This is a genomic window from Pseudomonas beijingensis, from assembly GCF_030687295.1.
GTDB classification, from domain to species: Bacteria; Pseudomonadota; Gammaproteobacteria; order Pseudomonadales; family Pseudomonadaceae; genus Aquipseudomonas; species Aquipseudomonas beijingensis.
Genome location: NZ_CP117425.1, coordinates 5784655 through 5799133, shown reverse-complemented (window position 1 = coordinate 5799133; position 14479 = coordinate 5784655). Strand labels below are relative to the sequence as shown.

Here is a 14479-nt window from a genome sequence, read left to right as displayed (position 1 = left end):
ATGTGGTGGCCAGGGACTCTGATTGGAGCCGGGGCGGGCTTTGCCATAGCCAGCATTCCGGGGGCCATGCTTGGTGCGTTGTTGGGACAGGCGTTAGACCGGCGCCTGAACCTGCAGGGCTGGGCACAAATACGTGAGCGGCTGGGCGGCCGCCCGGCGTTGCGCAACGATGAGTTGTTGTTTGTATTGCTCGGACGCCTGGCCAAATGCGATGGGCGTGTGGTCGACGGCCACATCCAGCAGGCTCGCCAGGAGATGCGGGCGCTGGACCTGAGCGAATCTGCGCAGCGCCGGGCGATCGCGGCGTTCAACCGTGGCAAGTCCGGAAACGATCGCTTGCGCGGTTACATGCGCCGCCTGGCCGTCCAGCCCCATGCGGCTGAAGGGGTGCTGCGCGCCTGTTGGCGGATGGTCTGGGCCGATGGGCGTGCCGGTGTCAGTGAGCGGGAGCTGGTGGCCCAATGGGGCCGCTGGTTGGGCTGGACGCCGCAACAGGTCCAGGCGCTGGCGGCCGATTACGAACCGCAGAAACTGTCGCGGCCCAACGCCGGCGTGACCTATCAGGAAGCCCTGCGCTTGCTGGGGGTTTCGGCCACCAGCGAACCGTCGCAGATCAAGCGCGCTTACCGGCGGCTACTCAGTCGGCATCACCCGGACAAGATTGCCGGCAGCGGCGCGACACCGTTGCAGGTGCGTGAGGCCACCGATAAAACCCGGGAGTTGCATAACGCCTATCGACTGATTCGGGAACGGCGGGATTTTCGGTAGCGCTGCGGGGAGCATTTGTGGCGAGGGGATAAATCCCCTCGCCACATTCTGCCTCCGGTCTGATGTCTGTAGTGCCCCTTACTCCCCCGGCTTCTGCGGATTCAACCAACCCCGAACCCGCCGAAACAGCTGTTCCTGCTCCGCCGACGGGTTCGGCAGGGCCTTGAGGGACACTTGGCTGAAGGTCGAACCTTTCAAGCGCTTGCTCCCCTGCAAGCGCTCCAGCGCCGCGTTGCGATCCAGCGGTTTGTCCATGTAGAAGATATCGGCGGTCGCCAGCTTCAAGGTTGGGGTCAGTTCGGCCAGGCCGGGGTTGGCAGTGACCGGCGTCTGCGCAGCCACCATCACGAAGCGTTCGACTTGCGAGGGCTGCTTTTCACTCAAGTAACGCGCGGCCCAATAGGCGCCGGTGCCATGGCCCAGCAGCACGATGCGGCGTGCGCTTTGCTGTTCGGCGTAGGCCAGCGCCGCATCGATACGGGCGAAGATGCGCTCGGCGTCGGCCTTGGCGTGCTCTTCATCGTTTGGCGCAACGACCGGATCCACCGCATCGGCTTCGCCGCCTGCGACCTGTTCGATCGGCGCCGAAGTGGTGGCGTCCGGTGCCGCGGCAGCGGTGTCGGCCGGTTTGGTCTCGGGCGGTGCTTCCACTACGCGTGGTGCAATGACGTCGCTTTGCAGGTCCGGCAGGGTGATACTCAGGCTGCTCCATTCGACATCGGGCAACTTTTTGCGCAATGGGCCGACGACTTGAGGCCAGTCAGCTGTTTCACCGGCCCCGGGGATTATGATGACCGCGCCCCTGGGTTCACTGGTATTGGCCGGTTTCCACAGCGCCAGGAAGGTGTCGCTGCCGGTCTGCAACTGCTGCTGTTCCTGGGGCGGGATTTTTCGTCCAAGTGCAGCCGCTTCTTCCTGGCTACGCTCGAGCAAAGGCTGGCGCTCGACGGTTTTTTCTTGGGCAGGTTGCTCGGCGGCGGGGGCCGTTTCGCTGGCCTGGACAGAAAAGGCACTTGGCAGGATCAGCGACAGGCACAATGCTGGCAACGCCAGGCGATAAACAGAGGGCATCGGATATTCCATGACCAGAAGTATTTCCGGCAGCCTAATGGGTTGGTCAGTATTTGTCAGTGCATGAGACTTCGATGATGCGTTTTTGCTGCCTGTGGGTTATCGGCTGTTTATGGCTTCCCTTGATGGCGTGGGCCGCGCCCGCGCCGTCGGCGCCTGGGGTGCAATTGAATGCAGGGCAGCGCCAATGGCTGGTGCAACATCCGCAATGGCGGGTCGGCCTGGTCTTGCAGGCGCCCTATGCGCAATACGACCGGCGTTTACAGCGGTTGTCCGGTACCAACGTCGAGTTGATGCAGTGGCTGGGCAAGGCCTTGAACGTCGAGCTGACCTGGCGCAATTTCCAGGACGTGGCGCAACTGGAAGCCGCGGTGCGTGCTGGCGAGGTGGACGTCGCTCCGGGCCTGACCCAATCCCCGGGCGGGCTCAAGCTCTGGCAGTTTTCCGATCCCTACATGCGCGTGCCGCAATTGATCGTCGGTGCGCAGAAAGGGGCTGAGGGGGTGGAGTTGGAAAAACTCGACGCCCAGGCCCGTGTCGCGGTGCGCATGCCCAGCGCCACGGCTGATTACCTGCGCAGCAACTACCCGACGCTGAACCTGCAAGGCGTGCCGATGGAGCGTGAGGCCCTGCAATTGCTGCTGACCCAGCAGGCCCGATACGCGGTGGTCGACGAAGCGCAGTTGGGGCGGTTGATGGTCGAGCCCGAATTCGCCGAGCTGGCGGTGGTGGGCGACATTGGTCTGCCGCAGTTGCTACGGGTGGCCACACGCCGGGACTGGCCGGAGCTGGCAGAAATCATCGACAGCGGTTTGCAGGCGATCCCGGCCAAGGAGCTGGAGCAGTTGCACAGCCGTTGGCTCAAGCCCAAATACCCACGCCTGACCGAAACCCCGGGTTTCTGGCAGAACCTGACCCTGTTGATCCTGGCCCTGCTGCTCAGCAGTGTCGCCATCGTGTTCTGGCAGCGCCGCCAGCAACGTGGCCTGGAGCGCCGTCTGCGTGCCGCGAGGGAAGACATCGCCCAGCGTGCTGCCAGCGAAGAAGCCTTGCGCCTGACGCAGTTTTCCATCGACCAAAGCACCGTCGGCATTCTGTGGGTCAATTGGGACAGCCACGTGCGCTACGCCAACCGAGCGGCCGAAACCATGCTTGGCTACGCTTCGGGCGCCATCATCGACCGGCCCTTGATCGACTTCGAGCCGGGCTTGCACATGGACCGCTGGTTGAACCTGTGGAAGCGCGCCCGGGCCAGTGAAGAGGGGCCGCAGAGCTTCGAAACCGAGTGCGTGCGAGCCGACGGCAGCATCCTGCCGGCCGACGTGTCCCTGAGCTTCCTGCGTTTTCGTGACGCCGAATACCTGGTGGTCTACCTCAATGATGTGACCGAGCGCCGACGTGCGCTGGCGGCGTTGCGCGAAAGCGAGGCGCGGCTGCAAGGCATCGCCGCCAATGTGCCGGGCCTGGTCTTTCGCCTGGAGCGGGCGCCGGTGACCGGCCAGATCGACTTTGCCTACATCAGCGAAGGCAGCGAAAGCCTGGTGGGTTATTCCCCTGCAACCCTGGCCCGCAGCGACACCGGGCTACGCAGCCTGGTGCACCCGGAGGACAAGGCCGATTATCACCGCACCCAGGACCAGGCGCTGGACACCGACAGCGATTGGTCATGGCAGGGCCGCATCCTGACCCGCGAAGGCCAGGAACGATGGGCCGAGATCAAGGCGATCACCCGTCGTCTCGAGGATGGCGCCTATGTCTGGGACGGTATCGTCTGGGACATCACCGACAGCAAGCGCATCGAGCTGGAACTGGCCCGTTCCCGGGAGCAGCTGCGCGAATTGTCGGCGCACCTGGAAAGCGTGCGGGAAGAGGAAAAAGCCCGTATTGCCCGGGAAGTCCACGACGAGCTGGGCCAGATGCTGACGGTGTTGAAGCTTGAAACTTCCATGTGTGAATTGGCCTACGCGCAACTCGACCCGGGCCTGCATGAGCGGCTTAACAGCATGAAGCGTTTGATTGCCCAGTTGTTCCAACTGGTGCGGGACGTGGCGACGGCGTTGCGCCCGCCGATCCTGGATGCCGGTATCGCCTCAGCCATCGAATGGCAGGCCCGGCGCTTCGAGGCGCGTACGCAGATTCCTTGCCTGGTGCAGGTGCCGGACAATCTGCCGCCCTTGAGCGATGCCAAGGCCATCGGCCTGTTTCGGATTCTCCAGGAGGCGCTGACCAACGTGATGCGCCATGCCCAGGCGCATACCGTGGAGTTGACGCTGGCTCAACAAGGCGCTGATTTATGTCTGACGGTCAGCGACGACGGTGTAGGATTTATTGCCGATACCAGCCGGCCGACGTCCTTTGGTCTGGTCGGCATGCGTGAGCGGGTGCTGATCATGGGCGGTCAATTGACCCTGGACAGTGAACCGGGGGAGGGGACGACCTTGTCGGTGCGGGTGCCGTTGCATGAGGTCTGATGGTCTTGGGTCGCCTGGGCTGGCCCTATCGCGAGCAAGCTCGCTCCCACATGGTTGCGGGGTGGATTCAACACCTGTGTTCAATCACCCATCCAATGTGGGAGCGAGCTTGCTCGCGATAGCGATGGATCTGTTGGCAAGGATGTAGAGCGTAAAGTAGCCATTGCGAACACGTTTGCGATGAGCCCCTGAATCTGGAGAGCAATGTGATCCGTGTACTGGTAGCCGAAGACCACACCATCGTCCGGGAAGGCATCAAACAGTTGATCGGCCTGGCCAAGGATCTGGTGGTGGTGGGAGAGGCGAGCAATGGCGAACAATTGCTCGAAACCCTGCGTCATGTGCCCTGCGAAGTGGTGCTGCTGGACATTTCCATGCCCGGTGTCAACGGGCTGGAGGCGATCCCACGGATCCGGGCGCTGAACAATCCACCGGCCATCCTGGTGCTGTCGATGCATGACGAGGCGCAAATGGCCGCCCGTGCATTGAAAGTAGGGGCCGCTGGCTACGCGACCAAGGACAGCGACCCGGCCCTGCTGCTCATGGCGATTCGCAAGGTCGCGGCCGGCGGGCGCTACATCGACCCGGACCTGGCCGACCGTATGGTCTTCGAAGTCGGCCTGACCGACGCGCGTCCGCTGCACTCGCTGCTGTCCGAGCGCGAGTTCTCAGTCTTCGAACGCCTGGCCCAGGGCGCCAACGTCAACGACATCGCCCAGCAACTGGCCCTGAGCAGCAAGACCATCAGCACCCACAAGGCGCGGCTGATGCAAAAGCTCAACATCACCTCATTGGCGGAGTTGGTGAAATATGCGATGGAGCACAAGTTGCTCTGAACTTCACCATTCCCCCTGGGTTTTGTGTTGGCATATCCATTTGCGACACACCCCAACAGCGCTTTTTGCCCCTGCTTGCAGCTTGCCGCTTAAAACTCGCCGCTGCATTTACCCAATCCCGCCATCCTTGTAGGGCAATCCCTACCCCGACTCTTCCATCCGGCTGAGGCGATTCTCTCCTGCGTCCCGATTTGCGCGGACCCCAGGCTCCACTAGGCTTGATTCACAAGCAGTCATCAAAACAAAAGGTGCGGGTATGAGCCAGGTCGATTCAAGCGCGGGGGCCAGCGATGTGCTGGTCAGCTTTCGTGGTGTGCAGAAGAGCTACGACGGCGAGAACCTGATCGTCAAAGACCTTAACCTGGACATTCGCAAAGGCGAATTCCTGACCCTGCTCGGGCCTTCAGGCTCCGGCAAGACCACCAGCCTGATGATGCTCGCCGGGTTTGAAACCCCAACCGCCGGCGAGATTCTGCTGGCCGGGCGCTCGATCAACAATGTGCCACCACACAAGCGCGACATCGGCATGGTGTTCCAGAACTACGCCTTGTTCCCCCATATTACTGTCGCCGAGAACCTCGCTTTCCCGTTGACCGTGCGAGGCCTGAACAAGAGCGACGTCAGCGATCGGGTCAAGCGCGTCCTGAGCATGGTCCAGCTGGACAGCTTCGCCCAACGCTACCCGGCGCAATTGTCCGGCGGCCAGCAACAACGGGTGGCCCTGGCCCGGGCGCTGGTGTTCGAGCCGCAGCTGGTGCTGATGGATGAACCTCTTGGTGCGCTGGACAAGCAATTGCGCGAACACATGCAGATGGAAATCAAGCACCTGCATCAGCGCCTTGGCGTGACCGTGGTCTACGTGACCCACGACCAGGGCGAAGCCTTGACCATGTCCGACCGCGTGGCGGTATTCCACCAGGGCGAAATCCAGCAGATCGCCCCACCGCGCACCCTGTATGAAGAGCCGAAAAATACCTTCGTCGCCAACTTCATCGGCGAAAACAACCGTCTCAACGGTCGCCTGCACAGCCACACTGGCGATCGTTGCCTGGTGGAGCTGGCGCGCGGCGAGAAAGTCGAGGCCCTGGCGGTGAACGTCGGCCAGCCCGGCGAGCCGGTGACCCTGTCGATCCGTCCGGAACGGGTGAGCCTCAACGGCGTCAGCGAACACTGTGTCAACCGCTTCTCAGGGAGGGTGGCGGAATTCATCTATCTGGGCGACCACGTCCGGGTTCGCTTGGAAGTCTGCGGCAAGAACGACTTCTTCGTGAAACAGCCGATTGCCGAGCTCGATCCCGCGCTCGCCGTCGGGGACGTGGTTCCGCTTGGCTGGCAAGTCGAGCATGTGCGTGCGCTCGATCCCCTTTTAGAGGCGAATTGATCGCCCCCTGCTGTACCAACACCAACCCTGCACGTGGAGAGAACAATAAATGTTGAGATCCCTGAAGTTCACAGCCCTGACACTGGGCATGATGGGTACGGCAAGCGCGATGGCGGCGGGCCCGGACCTGACCGTGGTGTCTTTCGGCGGGGCGAACAAGGCGGCTCAGGTCAAAGCCTTCTACGCACCGTGGGAAGCGGCCGGCAACGGCAAGATCGTGGCTGGCGAGTACAACGGCGAAATGGCCAAGGTCAAGGCCATGGTCGATACCAAGAGCGTTTCCTGGGACCTGGTGGAAGTCGAGTCCCCGGAATTGTCCCGTGGCTGTGACGAGGACATGTTTGAGCAACTCGATCCGGCCCTGTTCGGCAAGGCCGAGGATTACGTCAAGGGTGCCATTCAGCCTTGCGGCGTAGGTTTCTTCGTATGGTCGACCGTGCTGGCCTACAACGCCGACAAACTCAAGACCGCGCCGACCAGTTGGGCGGACTTCTGGGACACCAAGCAATTCCCGGGCAAGCGCGGCCTGCGTAAAGGTGCCAAGTACACCCTGGAATTCGCCTTGATGGCCGACGGCGTAGCGCCGAAAGACGTCTACAAGGTGCTGGCTGGCAAAGATGGCCAGGATCGTGCGTTCAAGAAGCTCGACGAGCTCAAGCCAAACATCCAGTGGTGGGAAGCCGGCGCCCAGCCGCCGCAATACCTGGCTTCCGGTGACGTGGTCATGAGCTCGGCCTACAACGGCCGGATCGCTGCGGTACAGAAAGAAAGCAACCTGAAAGTGGTGTGGAACGGCGGCATCTACGACTTCGACGCCTGGGCCATCCCGCGCGGCCTGGACAAGACCCGTGCCGAAGCGGCGAAGAAATTCATCGCCTTCTCGGTGGCACCGCAGCAGCAGAAAACCTACTCGGAAAACATCGCCTACGGCCCGGCCAATACCCAGGCTGTGCCGTTGCTGGCCAAGGATGTCCTGAAAGACATGCCGACCACCCCGGAAAACATCGCCAACCAGGTGCAGATCGACGTCAGCTTCTGGGCTGACAACGGTGAGCAACTGGAGCAGCGTTTCAACTCCTGGGCGGCCAAGTAACTCGACGGTCTGAAACCGGATGAGATCCATGTGGGAGCGAGCTTGCTCGCGATAGCGGTCTGTCAGGCACCTCAGTATTGAGTGTGCCGCAGCCATCGCGAGCCAGCTCGCTCCCACAGGTTCCTGCATCAACTCGGGTGTTTCAAAAGAACAGAGGCGGTCCGCCGCCCCTGTAACGATAAAAAGATTTGCGGAGTTCGCCATGGCCATCGCCGTTCCACTGAACGCGGGCACCAGCCCCACCCTTAAGCAGCGGCTCAAGCGTGCCGAGCGGGTCAACCGCTGGAAGGCCCAGGCCTTGATCGCGCCGCTGGTGCTGTTTCTGTTGCTGGTGTTTCTGGTGCCGATCGTGGCGCTGCTGTTCAAAAGCGTCAGCAACCCGGAAGTGGTGGGCGCCATGCCCCGCACCGTCGCTGCCGTCGCGGCCTGGGACGGACGCGGTTTGCCGGGCGAGCCGGTGTACAAGGCTGCCAGTGAAGACCTGGCCGAAGCCCGCAAGAATCAGACCCTGGGCGACTTGTCCAAGCGCTTGAACATGGAACTGGCCGGCTATCGCAGCCTGCTGACCAAGACTGCTCGGGCGTTGCCGTTTGCCACCGAGCCGGCTTCCTATAAAGAAGCCATGGAAAACCTCGATGAGCGTTGGGGCGACCCGGCGTATTGGCAGGTGATTCGCCGCAACACCAGTGACGTCACCCCGTATTACCTGCTGGCGGCCGTCGATCACCGCATCGATGACCTCGGCGAACTGGCCCCGGCCACCCCCGACCAGGCGATTTACCTGGATATTTTCACCCGTACGTTCTGGATGGGCCTGGTGATCACCGCGATCTGCCTGGTGTTGGCCTATCCGCTGGCCTACCTGCTGGCGAACCTGCCGTCGCGCCAAAGCAACCTGTTGATGATCCTGGTGTTGCTACCGTTCTGGACCTCGATTCTGGTGCGAGTCGCCGCGTGGATCGTGCTGCTGCAGTCGGGCGGCCTGATCAACAGTGGCCTGATGGCCATGGGCGTCATCGATAAGCCCCTGGAACTGGTATTCAACCGCACCGGTGTCTATATCTCCATGGTCCATATCCTGCTGCCGTTCATGATCCTGCCGATCTACAGCGTGATGAAAGGTATCTCGCCCACCTACATGCGAGCGGCGATTTCCCTGGGCTGCCATCCGTTCGCCAGTTTCTGGCGGGTGTACTTCCCGCAGACCTATGCCGGTGTCGGCGCCGGTTGCCTGCTGGTGTTCATCCTTGCCATCGGCTACTACATCACGCCGGCGCTGCTGGGCAGCCCGAACGACCAGATGGTCAGCTACTTCGTCGCGTTCTACACCAACACCAGCATCAACTGGGGCATGGCCACGGCGCTCGGCGGGCTGCTGTTGCTGGCGACCATCGTGCTTTATCTGATTTACAGCTGGCTGGTGGGCGCCAGTCGCCTGCGCCTGAGCTAAGGGGAGATCGAAAATGGTGAGTCCTTACATGTCCCCCATCGAACGGGTGTGGTTCTACAGTCTGCGCATACTCTGCGGGTTGATCCTGTTGTTCCTGATCCTGCCGGTGCTGGTGATCATTCCACTGTCGTTCAACTCCGGCAGCTTCCTGGTGTACCCGCTGCAAGGCTTCTCGCTGCAGTGGTACCACGATTTCTTCGCCTCGGCGGAATGGATGCGGGCGTTGAAGAACAGCATTATCGTGGCCCCGGCGGCGACCTTGCTGGCGATGATCTTTGGCACGCTGGCGGCCATTGGCCTGACTCGCGGTGACTTCCCAGGCAAGGCGCTGGTGATGGCCTTGGTGATTTCACCCATGGTGGTGCCGGTGGTGATCATCGGCGTTGCCAGCTACCTGTTCTTCGCACCGCTGGGGATGGGCAACAGTTTCTTCTCGCTGATCGTGGTCCATGCCGTGTTGGGTGTGCCGTTCGTCATCATCACGGTGTCGGCGACCTTGCAGGGGTTCAATCACAACCTGGTTCGCGCCGCCGCCAGCCTCGGGGCTTCGCCACTGACGGCATTTCGTCGGGTGACCCTGCCGTTGATAGCCCCAGGCGTGATCTCCGGCGCCCTGTTCGCCTTCGCGACGTCGTTCGATGAAGTGGTGGTGACCCTGTTCCTGGCCGGCCCTGAGCAGGCCACGTTGCCACGGCAGATGTTCAGCGGTATCCGCGAAAACCTCAGCCCCACCATCGCGGCGGCGGCGACCTTGCTGATTGCTTTCTCGGTGATTCTGCTGCTGACCCTGGAGTGGTTGCGTGGGCGTAGCGAGAAGCTGCGTACTGCCCAGGTCTGAGGCCCAACGCAAAACCAATGTGGGAGCGGGCTTGCTCGCGAAAGCGGTGTGTCAGTCGACATTTATATTGAATGTTCCGCCGCATTCGCGAGCAAGCCCGCTCCCACAATGGATTTGCGGTGTATTCATGGGCTGAATGGAAGACAACCTTAAATACCGAGCTATCCTTGTGCCAGCCCATACTCGAATAAGAGGCCGCGCACATGAGTCTTTCCTCATTCAAGATCGCCCATAAACTGATCACGGGTGCCGCTGCCATCGAGCAACTGGCCGCCGAGTTGACGCGACTGGATGTCGACAATCCGCTGATCGTGACCGACGCGGCGCTGGTCAAGTCCGGCACCGTGGAGCTGGCCCTGCAACACCTGGGCGGACGCGACTACGAGATTTTCGACCGGGTCATGCCGGACCCGGAAATCGCCATTGTCGAGGACTGCATGCAAGCCTACCGCGACGGCGGTCACGATGGCCTGATCGGCCTGGGCGGCGGCAGTGCCATCGACATCGCCAAGTGCGTGGGCGTCTATGCCGGGTACCACGGCGAGCTGCAGGATATGTTCGGCGTCGACCAGGTGCCGCGCAAAGGCCCGCCCATGATTGCCATCCCCACCACGGCCGGTACCGGTTCGGAAGTCACCAACGTGGCGATCCTCTCCGACAAGGCCGCGCAACTGAAAAAAGGCATCGTCAGCGATTTTCTGTTGCCGGACGTGGCGTTGGTCAGCCCACAGATGACCCTCACTTGCCCGCGCAGCGTCACGGCTGCCAGCGGCGTCGATGCGCTGGTGCATGCGATCGAGGCCTACCTGTCGCTGAATGCTTCGCCGATCACCGATGCCCTGGCCATCGGCGCAATCAAACTGATCACCCGCGCCTTGCCCAAGGCCTATGCCAACCCCGCGCACCTGCAAGCCCGTGAGGACATGGCCACGGCCAGCCTGATGGCCGGCATGGCATTCGGCAATGCCGGGGTCGGGGCGGTGCATGCGCTGGCCTATCCATTGGGCGGGCGCTTTCACGTGTCCCATGGCGTCGCCAACGCCTTGTTGCTGCCGTATGTCATGACGTGGAACAAAATGGCCTGCGTCGAGCGCATGCGCGACATCGCTGAAGCCATGGGCCTCAAGACCGCTCACCTGAGTGATCTGGAAGCGGCCGACGAAGCCGTGGAGGCCATGGTCGCGCTGTGTGCCGCCGTGGAAATTCCCAAGGGCTTGAGCGGCCTGGGCGTGACCGAGGACGTGATTCCCTCGATGGCGCTGGAAGCGGCGGGGATCGAGCGTCTGATGCGCAACAATCCGCGCCAACTGAGCGCCGCCGATATCGAGAAGATCTACCGCGCGGCGTATTGATCGACGGTCACGGTGGGCGCGCCAAATCTGGAGGTATACAATGCGCGCCATCGTGATTTCGCTCAAAACAGGTGCGTCATGCAGCCCTTCGCTATTGCTCCGTCGATTCTCTCCGCCGACTTCGCCCGCCTGGGCGAGGAAGTGGACAACGTTCTGGCCGCCGGGGCCGACATCGTGCACTTCGATGTCATGGACAACCACTACGTACCCAACCTGACCATCGGCCCGATGGTCTGCGCAGCGCTGCGCAAGTACGGCGTCACCGCGCCGATCGATGCGCACCTGATGGTCAGCCCGGTGGACCGCATCGTTGGTGACTTCATCGAGGCCGGTGCCACCTATATCACCTTTCACCCTGAAGCCACGCTGCACGTCGACCGCTCCCTGCAGTTGATCCGCGAGGGCGGTTGCAAGGCCGGCCTGGTGTTCAACCCGGCCACGCCCCTGGACGTGCTCAAGTACGTGATGGACAAGGTCGACATGATCCTGCTGATGAGCGTCAACCCTGGCTTCGGCGGGCAGAAGTTCATCCCGGGTACGCTCGACAAGCTGCGCGAAGCCCGTGCGCTGATCGATGCCTCGGGCCGTGATATCCGCCTGGAAATCGACGGTGGCGTGAACGTGAACAATATCCGTGAAATCGCCGCGGCCGGCGCCGATACGTTCGTCGCGGGTTCGGCGATCTTCAACGCACCGAACTACGAAGAGGTGATTGCAAAAATGCGCGCCGAACTGGCCCTGGCGCGCCCATGAGCGGCTTCGAGCAGCTGTTCCCCGGCAGCTTGCCGCGTCTGGTGATGTTCGACCTCGATGGCACATTGGTCGATTCGGTCCCGGACCTCGCGGCGGCCGTGGACAGTATGCTGCTCCAGCTCGGACGCCCGCCCGCCGGCATCGACTCGGTGCGCCACTGGGTGGGTAACGGTGCGCCGATGTTGGTGCGCCGGGCCCTGGCCAATGATATCGACGCCCAAGGGGTCGATGATGCCGAGGCCGAGCGGGCGCTGGGGTTGTTCAATGAAGCCTACGAAGGCGATCACCCACTGACAGTGGTCTACCCCGGCGTGCGGTCCACCCTCAAGTGGCTGAAACAGCAGGGCGTGGAAATGGCCCTGATCACCAACAAACCGGAACGCTTCGTCGCACCGCTGCTGGACCAGATGAAAATCGGCCGTTATTTCCGCTGGATCATCGGCGGCGATACCTTGCCGCAGAAAAAACCTGACCCGGCCGCGCTGTTCTTCGTGATGAAAATGGCCAACATCCCGGCCTCCCAATCCTTGTTCGTCGGCGACTCGCGCAGTGATGTGCTGGCGGCCAAGGCGGCAGGGGTCAAATGCGTAGCGCTGAGTTACGGCTACAACCACGGCCGGCCCATAGCCGAAGAGTTTCCGACGCTGGTGATCGACGATTTGCGTCTGTTAATTCCCGGTTGCCTGGACCCGGCGGCTGAGATAACGTTGCCCGACGCTGTTCAATCCTCTTCTGGAAACGCCATCGTGGTGGTCACTCGCAAACTCTGGATGAAAGTCATGAAGGCCCTGGCCCGCTGGCGTTGGCGCGCCTGACGTGATCCTGGCCGGTTATCCGGCGCGTTTGCATACCTGACTGTCAGCTCCTCTTGCCACGAGGCACCCCATGATCCGCGAAGAATTCCTGCGTCTAGCCGCTGCCGGCTACAACCGCATCCCCCTTGCCTGCGAAACCCTGGCCGACTTCGACACGCCGCTGTCGATCTACCTCAAGCTGGCCGACCAGCCCAACTCCTACCTGCTCGAATCGGTGCAGGGCGGGGAAAAGTGGGGCCGTTACTCCATCATCGGCCTGCCGTGCCGTACGGTGCTACGGGTCCATGACCATCGCATCAGCGTGACCCACGACGGTGTCGAAATCGAAAGCCACGAGGTCGAAGACCCGCTGGCGTTCGTTGAAACCTTCAAGGCCCGCTACAACGTGCCGACCATCCCCGGCCTGCCGCGCTTCAATGGTGGCCTGGTGGGGTATTTCGGCTACGACTGCGTGCGCTACGTGGAAAAGCGTCTGGGCGCTTGTCCAAACCCCGATCCGCTGGGCGTGCCGGACATATTGCTGATGGTCTCCGACGCCGTCGTGGTCTTCGATAATCTCGCTGGCAAGATGCACGCCATCGTTCTGGTCGACCCTTCCCGGGAAGATGCCTACGAGCAAGGTCAGAAAAGCCTGCAGACGCTGTTGGAAAAACTCCGTCAGCCGATCACGCCGCGTCCCGGCCTGGATTTCAGCAAGCAGTCGGCGGCCGACCCGGTGTTTCGTTCCAGTTTCACCCAGGACGATTACGAACGGGCCGTCGATACCATCAAGGAATACATCCTCGCCGGCGACTGCATGCAGGTGGTGCCATCGCAACGGATGTCCATCGACTTCAAGGCCGCGCCCATCGATCTCTATCGGGCGCTGCGCTGCTTCAACCCGACCCCCTACATGTACTTCTTCAACTTCGGCGACTTCCATGTCGTGGGCAGTTCGCCGGAAGTATTGGTGCGGGTCGAGGACAACCTGATCACCGTGCGACCGATCGCCGGCACTCGCCCCCGTGGCGCCACGGAGGAGGCTGACCGGGCGCTGGAAGAGGACCTGCTGTCGGACGACAAGGAAATCGCCGAGCACCTGATGCTGATCGACCTGGGGCGCAATGACACCGGGCGGGTCTCGGAAATCGGTTCGGTGAAACTCACCGAGAAGATGGTCATCGAGCGCTATTCCAACGTGATGCACATCGTTTCCAACGTTACCGGCCAGTTGAAGGCCGGGCTGACCGCGATGGATGCCTTGCGGGCGATCCTGCCAGCGGGCACCTTGTCCGGCGCGCCGAAAATCCGGGCGATGGAGATCATCGATGAACTGGAGCCGGTCAAGCGCGGGGTGTACGGCGGGGCCGTGGGTTATTTCGCCTGGAACGGCAACATGGACACCGCGATTGCCATTCGCACCGCGGTCATCAAGAACGGTGAACTGCACGTGCAGGCCGGCGGCGGTATCGTCGCCGACTCGGTGCCGGCATTGGAATGGGAAGAAACCCTGAACAAACGCCGGGCGATGTTCCGCGCCGTGGCGCTGGCCGAGCAGACCTCCAGCGACTGAAGGCCTGCAGCAAACAACTGTGGCGAGGGAGCAAGCTCCCTCGCCACAGTTCCTTCACGCAACTCGATCAAAATGTGGGAGCGAGCTTGCTCGCGATGA

Annotated in this window: 12 protein-coding genes; 11 read left to right on the top strand and 1 reads right to left on the bottom strand. The window is 62.2% G+C overall.

From position 1 onward, the window contains the following. The gene (locus tag PSH84_RS25835; RefSeq protein ID WP_122566689.1) at positions 1-768 is read left to right on the top strand and encodes a TerB family tellurite resistance protein; all 768 of its coding nucleotides are present in this window, start codon (positions 1-3) and stop codon (positions 766-768) included. A gap of 78 nt (positions 769-846) precedes the next feature. Here the strand turns inward: PSH84_RS25835 and PSH84_RS25830 are convergent, their stop codons facing one another. Beyond that, positions 847-1839, bottom strand: a complete 993-nt coding sequence (locus tag PSH84_RS25830; RefSeq protein WP_305468668.1) for an alpha/beta hydrolase family protein — start codon at positions 1837-1839, stop codon at positions 847-849. 74 nt (positions 1840-1913) lie between these two features. Here PSH84_RS25830 and PSH84_RS25825 point away from each other — a divergent pair, with 74 nt between their 5' ends. The 10 genes from PSH84_RS25825 (at position 1914) to trpE (ending at position 14380) form a co-directional block, all read left to right on the top strand. After that, the gene (locus PSH84_RS25825) at positions 1914-4310 is read left to right on the top strand and encodes a PAS domain-containing sensor histidine kinase (protein WP_122566691.1); all 2397 of its coding nucleotides are present in this window, start codon (positions 1914-1916) and stop codon (positions 4308-4310) included. A 206-nt stretch (positions 4311-4516) separates the two neighbouring features. Further along, positions 4517-5146 (top strand): response regulator, encoded by a 630-nt coding sequence (locus PSH84_RS25820; protein WP_122566692.1) that lies wholly within the window; start codon positions 4517-4519, stop codon positions 5144-5146. 256 nt (positions 5147-5402) lie between these two features. Beyond that, the gene (locus PSH84_RS25815; protein WP_305481981.1) at positions 5403-6527 is read left to right on the top strand and encodes an ABC transporter ATP-binding protein; all 1125 of its coding nucleotides are present in this window, start codon (positions 5403-5405) and stop codon (positions 6525-6527) included. A 49-nt stretch (positions 6528-6576) separates the two neighbouring features. Further along, complete coding sequence (locus PSH84_RS25810; protein WP_122566694.1) at positions 6577-7620, top strand: ABC transporter substrate-binding protein; 1044 nt, start codon at positions 6577-6579, stop codon at positions 7618-7620. A gap of 202 nt (positions 7621-7822) precedes the next feature. Beyond that, complete coding sequence (locus PSH84_RS25805; RefSeq protein WP_122566695.1) at positions 7823-9070, top strand: ABC transporter permease; 1248 nt, start codon at positions 7823-7825, stop codon at positions 9068-9070. Positions 9071-9083: 13 nt separating this feature from the next. After that, positions 9084-9908, top strand: a complete 825-nt coding sequence (locus PSH84_RS25800; protein ID WP_122566696.1) for an ABC transporter permease — start codon at positions 9084-9086, stop codon at positions 9906-9908. Positions 9909-10111: 203 nt separating this feature from the next. Beyond that, positions 10112-11260 carry an iron-containing alcohol dehydrogenase gene (locus PSH84_RS25795; RefSeq protein ID WP_122566697.1) on the top strand — a complete coding sequence of 383 codons (1149 nt, stop codon included), beginning with the start codon at positions 10112-10114 and terminating at the stop codon, positions 11258-11260. A 78-nt stretch (positions 11261-11338) separates the two neighbouring features. Then, a complete protein-coding gene (gene rpe / locus PSH84_RS25790; protein WP_122566698.1) occupies positions 11339-12013 on the top strand; it encodes a ribulose-phosphate 3-epimerase in 675 nt (224 codons plus the stop codon). Beyond that, complete coding sequence (locus PSH84_RS25785) at positions 12010-12828, top strand: phosphoglycolate phosphatase (protein ID WP_122566699.1); 819 nt, start codon at positions 12010-12012, stop codon at positions 12826-12828. The genes rpe and PSH84_RS25785 overlap by 4 nt, the downstream gene beginning before the upstream one ends. A gap of 70 nt (positions 12829-12898) precedes the next feature. After that, positions 12899-14380 (top strand): anthranilate synthase component I, encoded by a 1482-nt coding sequence (trpE, locus tag PSH84_RS25780; RefSeq protein WP_305468667.1) that lies wholly within the window; start codon positions 12899-12901, stop codon positions 14378-14380. Positions 14381-14479: the final 99 nt, after the last annotated feature.

Bases quoted from the DNA above. Each gene is read 5' to 3' on its own strand.
- PSH84_RS25800 (WP_122566696.1), top strand. From the start codon at position 9,084: ATGGTGAGTCCTTACATGTCCCCCATCGAACGGGTGTGGTTCTACAGT.
- PSH84_RS25785 (WP_122566699.1), top strand. From the start codon at position 12,010: ATGAGCGGCTTCGAGCAGCTGTTCCCCGGCAGCTTGCCGCGTCTGGTG.
- PSH84_RS25815 (WP_305481981.1), top strand. From the start codon at position 5,403: ATGAGCCAGGTCGATTCAAGCGCGGGGGCCAGCGATGTGCTGGTCAGC.
- PSH84_RS25835 (WP_122566689.1), top strand. From the start codon at position 1: ATGTGGTGGCCAGGGACTCTGATTGGAGCCGGGGCGGGCTTTGCCATA.
- PSH84_RS25825 (WP_122566691.1), top strand. From the start codon at position 1,914: ATGATGCGTTTTTGCTGCCTGTGGGTTATCGGCTGTTTATGGCTTCCC.
- PSH84_RS25830 (WP_305468668.1), bottom strand. From the start codon at position 1,839: ATGCCCTCTGTTTATCGCCTGGCGTTGCCAGCATTGTGCCTGTCGCTG.
- trpE (WP_305468667.1), top strand. From the start codon at position 12,899: ATGATCCGCGAAGAATTCCTGCGTCTAGCCGCTGCCGGCTACAACCGC.
- PSH84_RS25810 (WP_122566694.1), top strand. From the start codon at position 6,577: ATGTTGAGATCCCTGAAGTTCACAGCCCTGACACTGGGCATGATGGGT.
- PSH84_RS25795 (WP_122566697.1), top strand. From the start codon at position 10,112: ATGAGTCTTTCCTCATTCAAGATCGCCCATAAACTGATCACGGGTGCC.
- rpe (WP_122566698.1), top strand. From the start codon at position 11,339: ATGCAGCCCTTCGCTATTGCTCCGTCGATTCTCTCCGCCGACTTCGCC.
- PSH84_RS25805 (WP_122566695.1), top strand. From the start codon at position 7,823: ATGGCCATCGCCGTTCCACTGAACGCGGGCACCAGCCCCACCCTTAAG.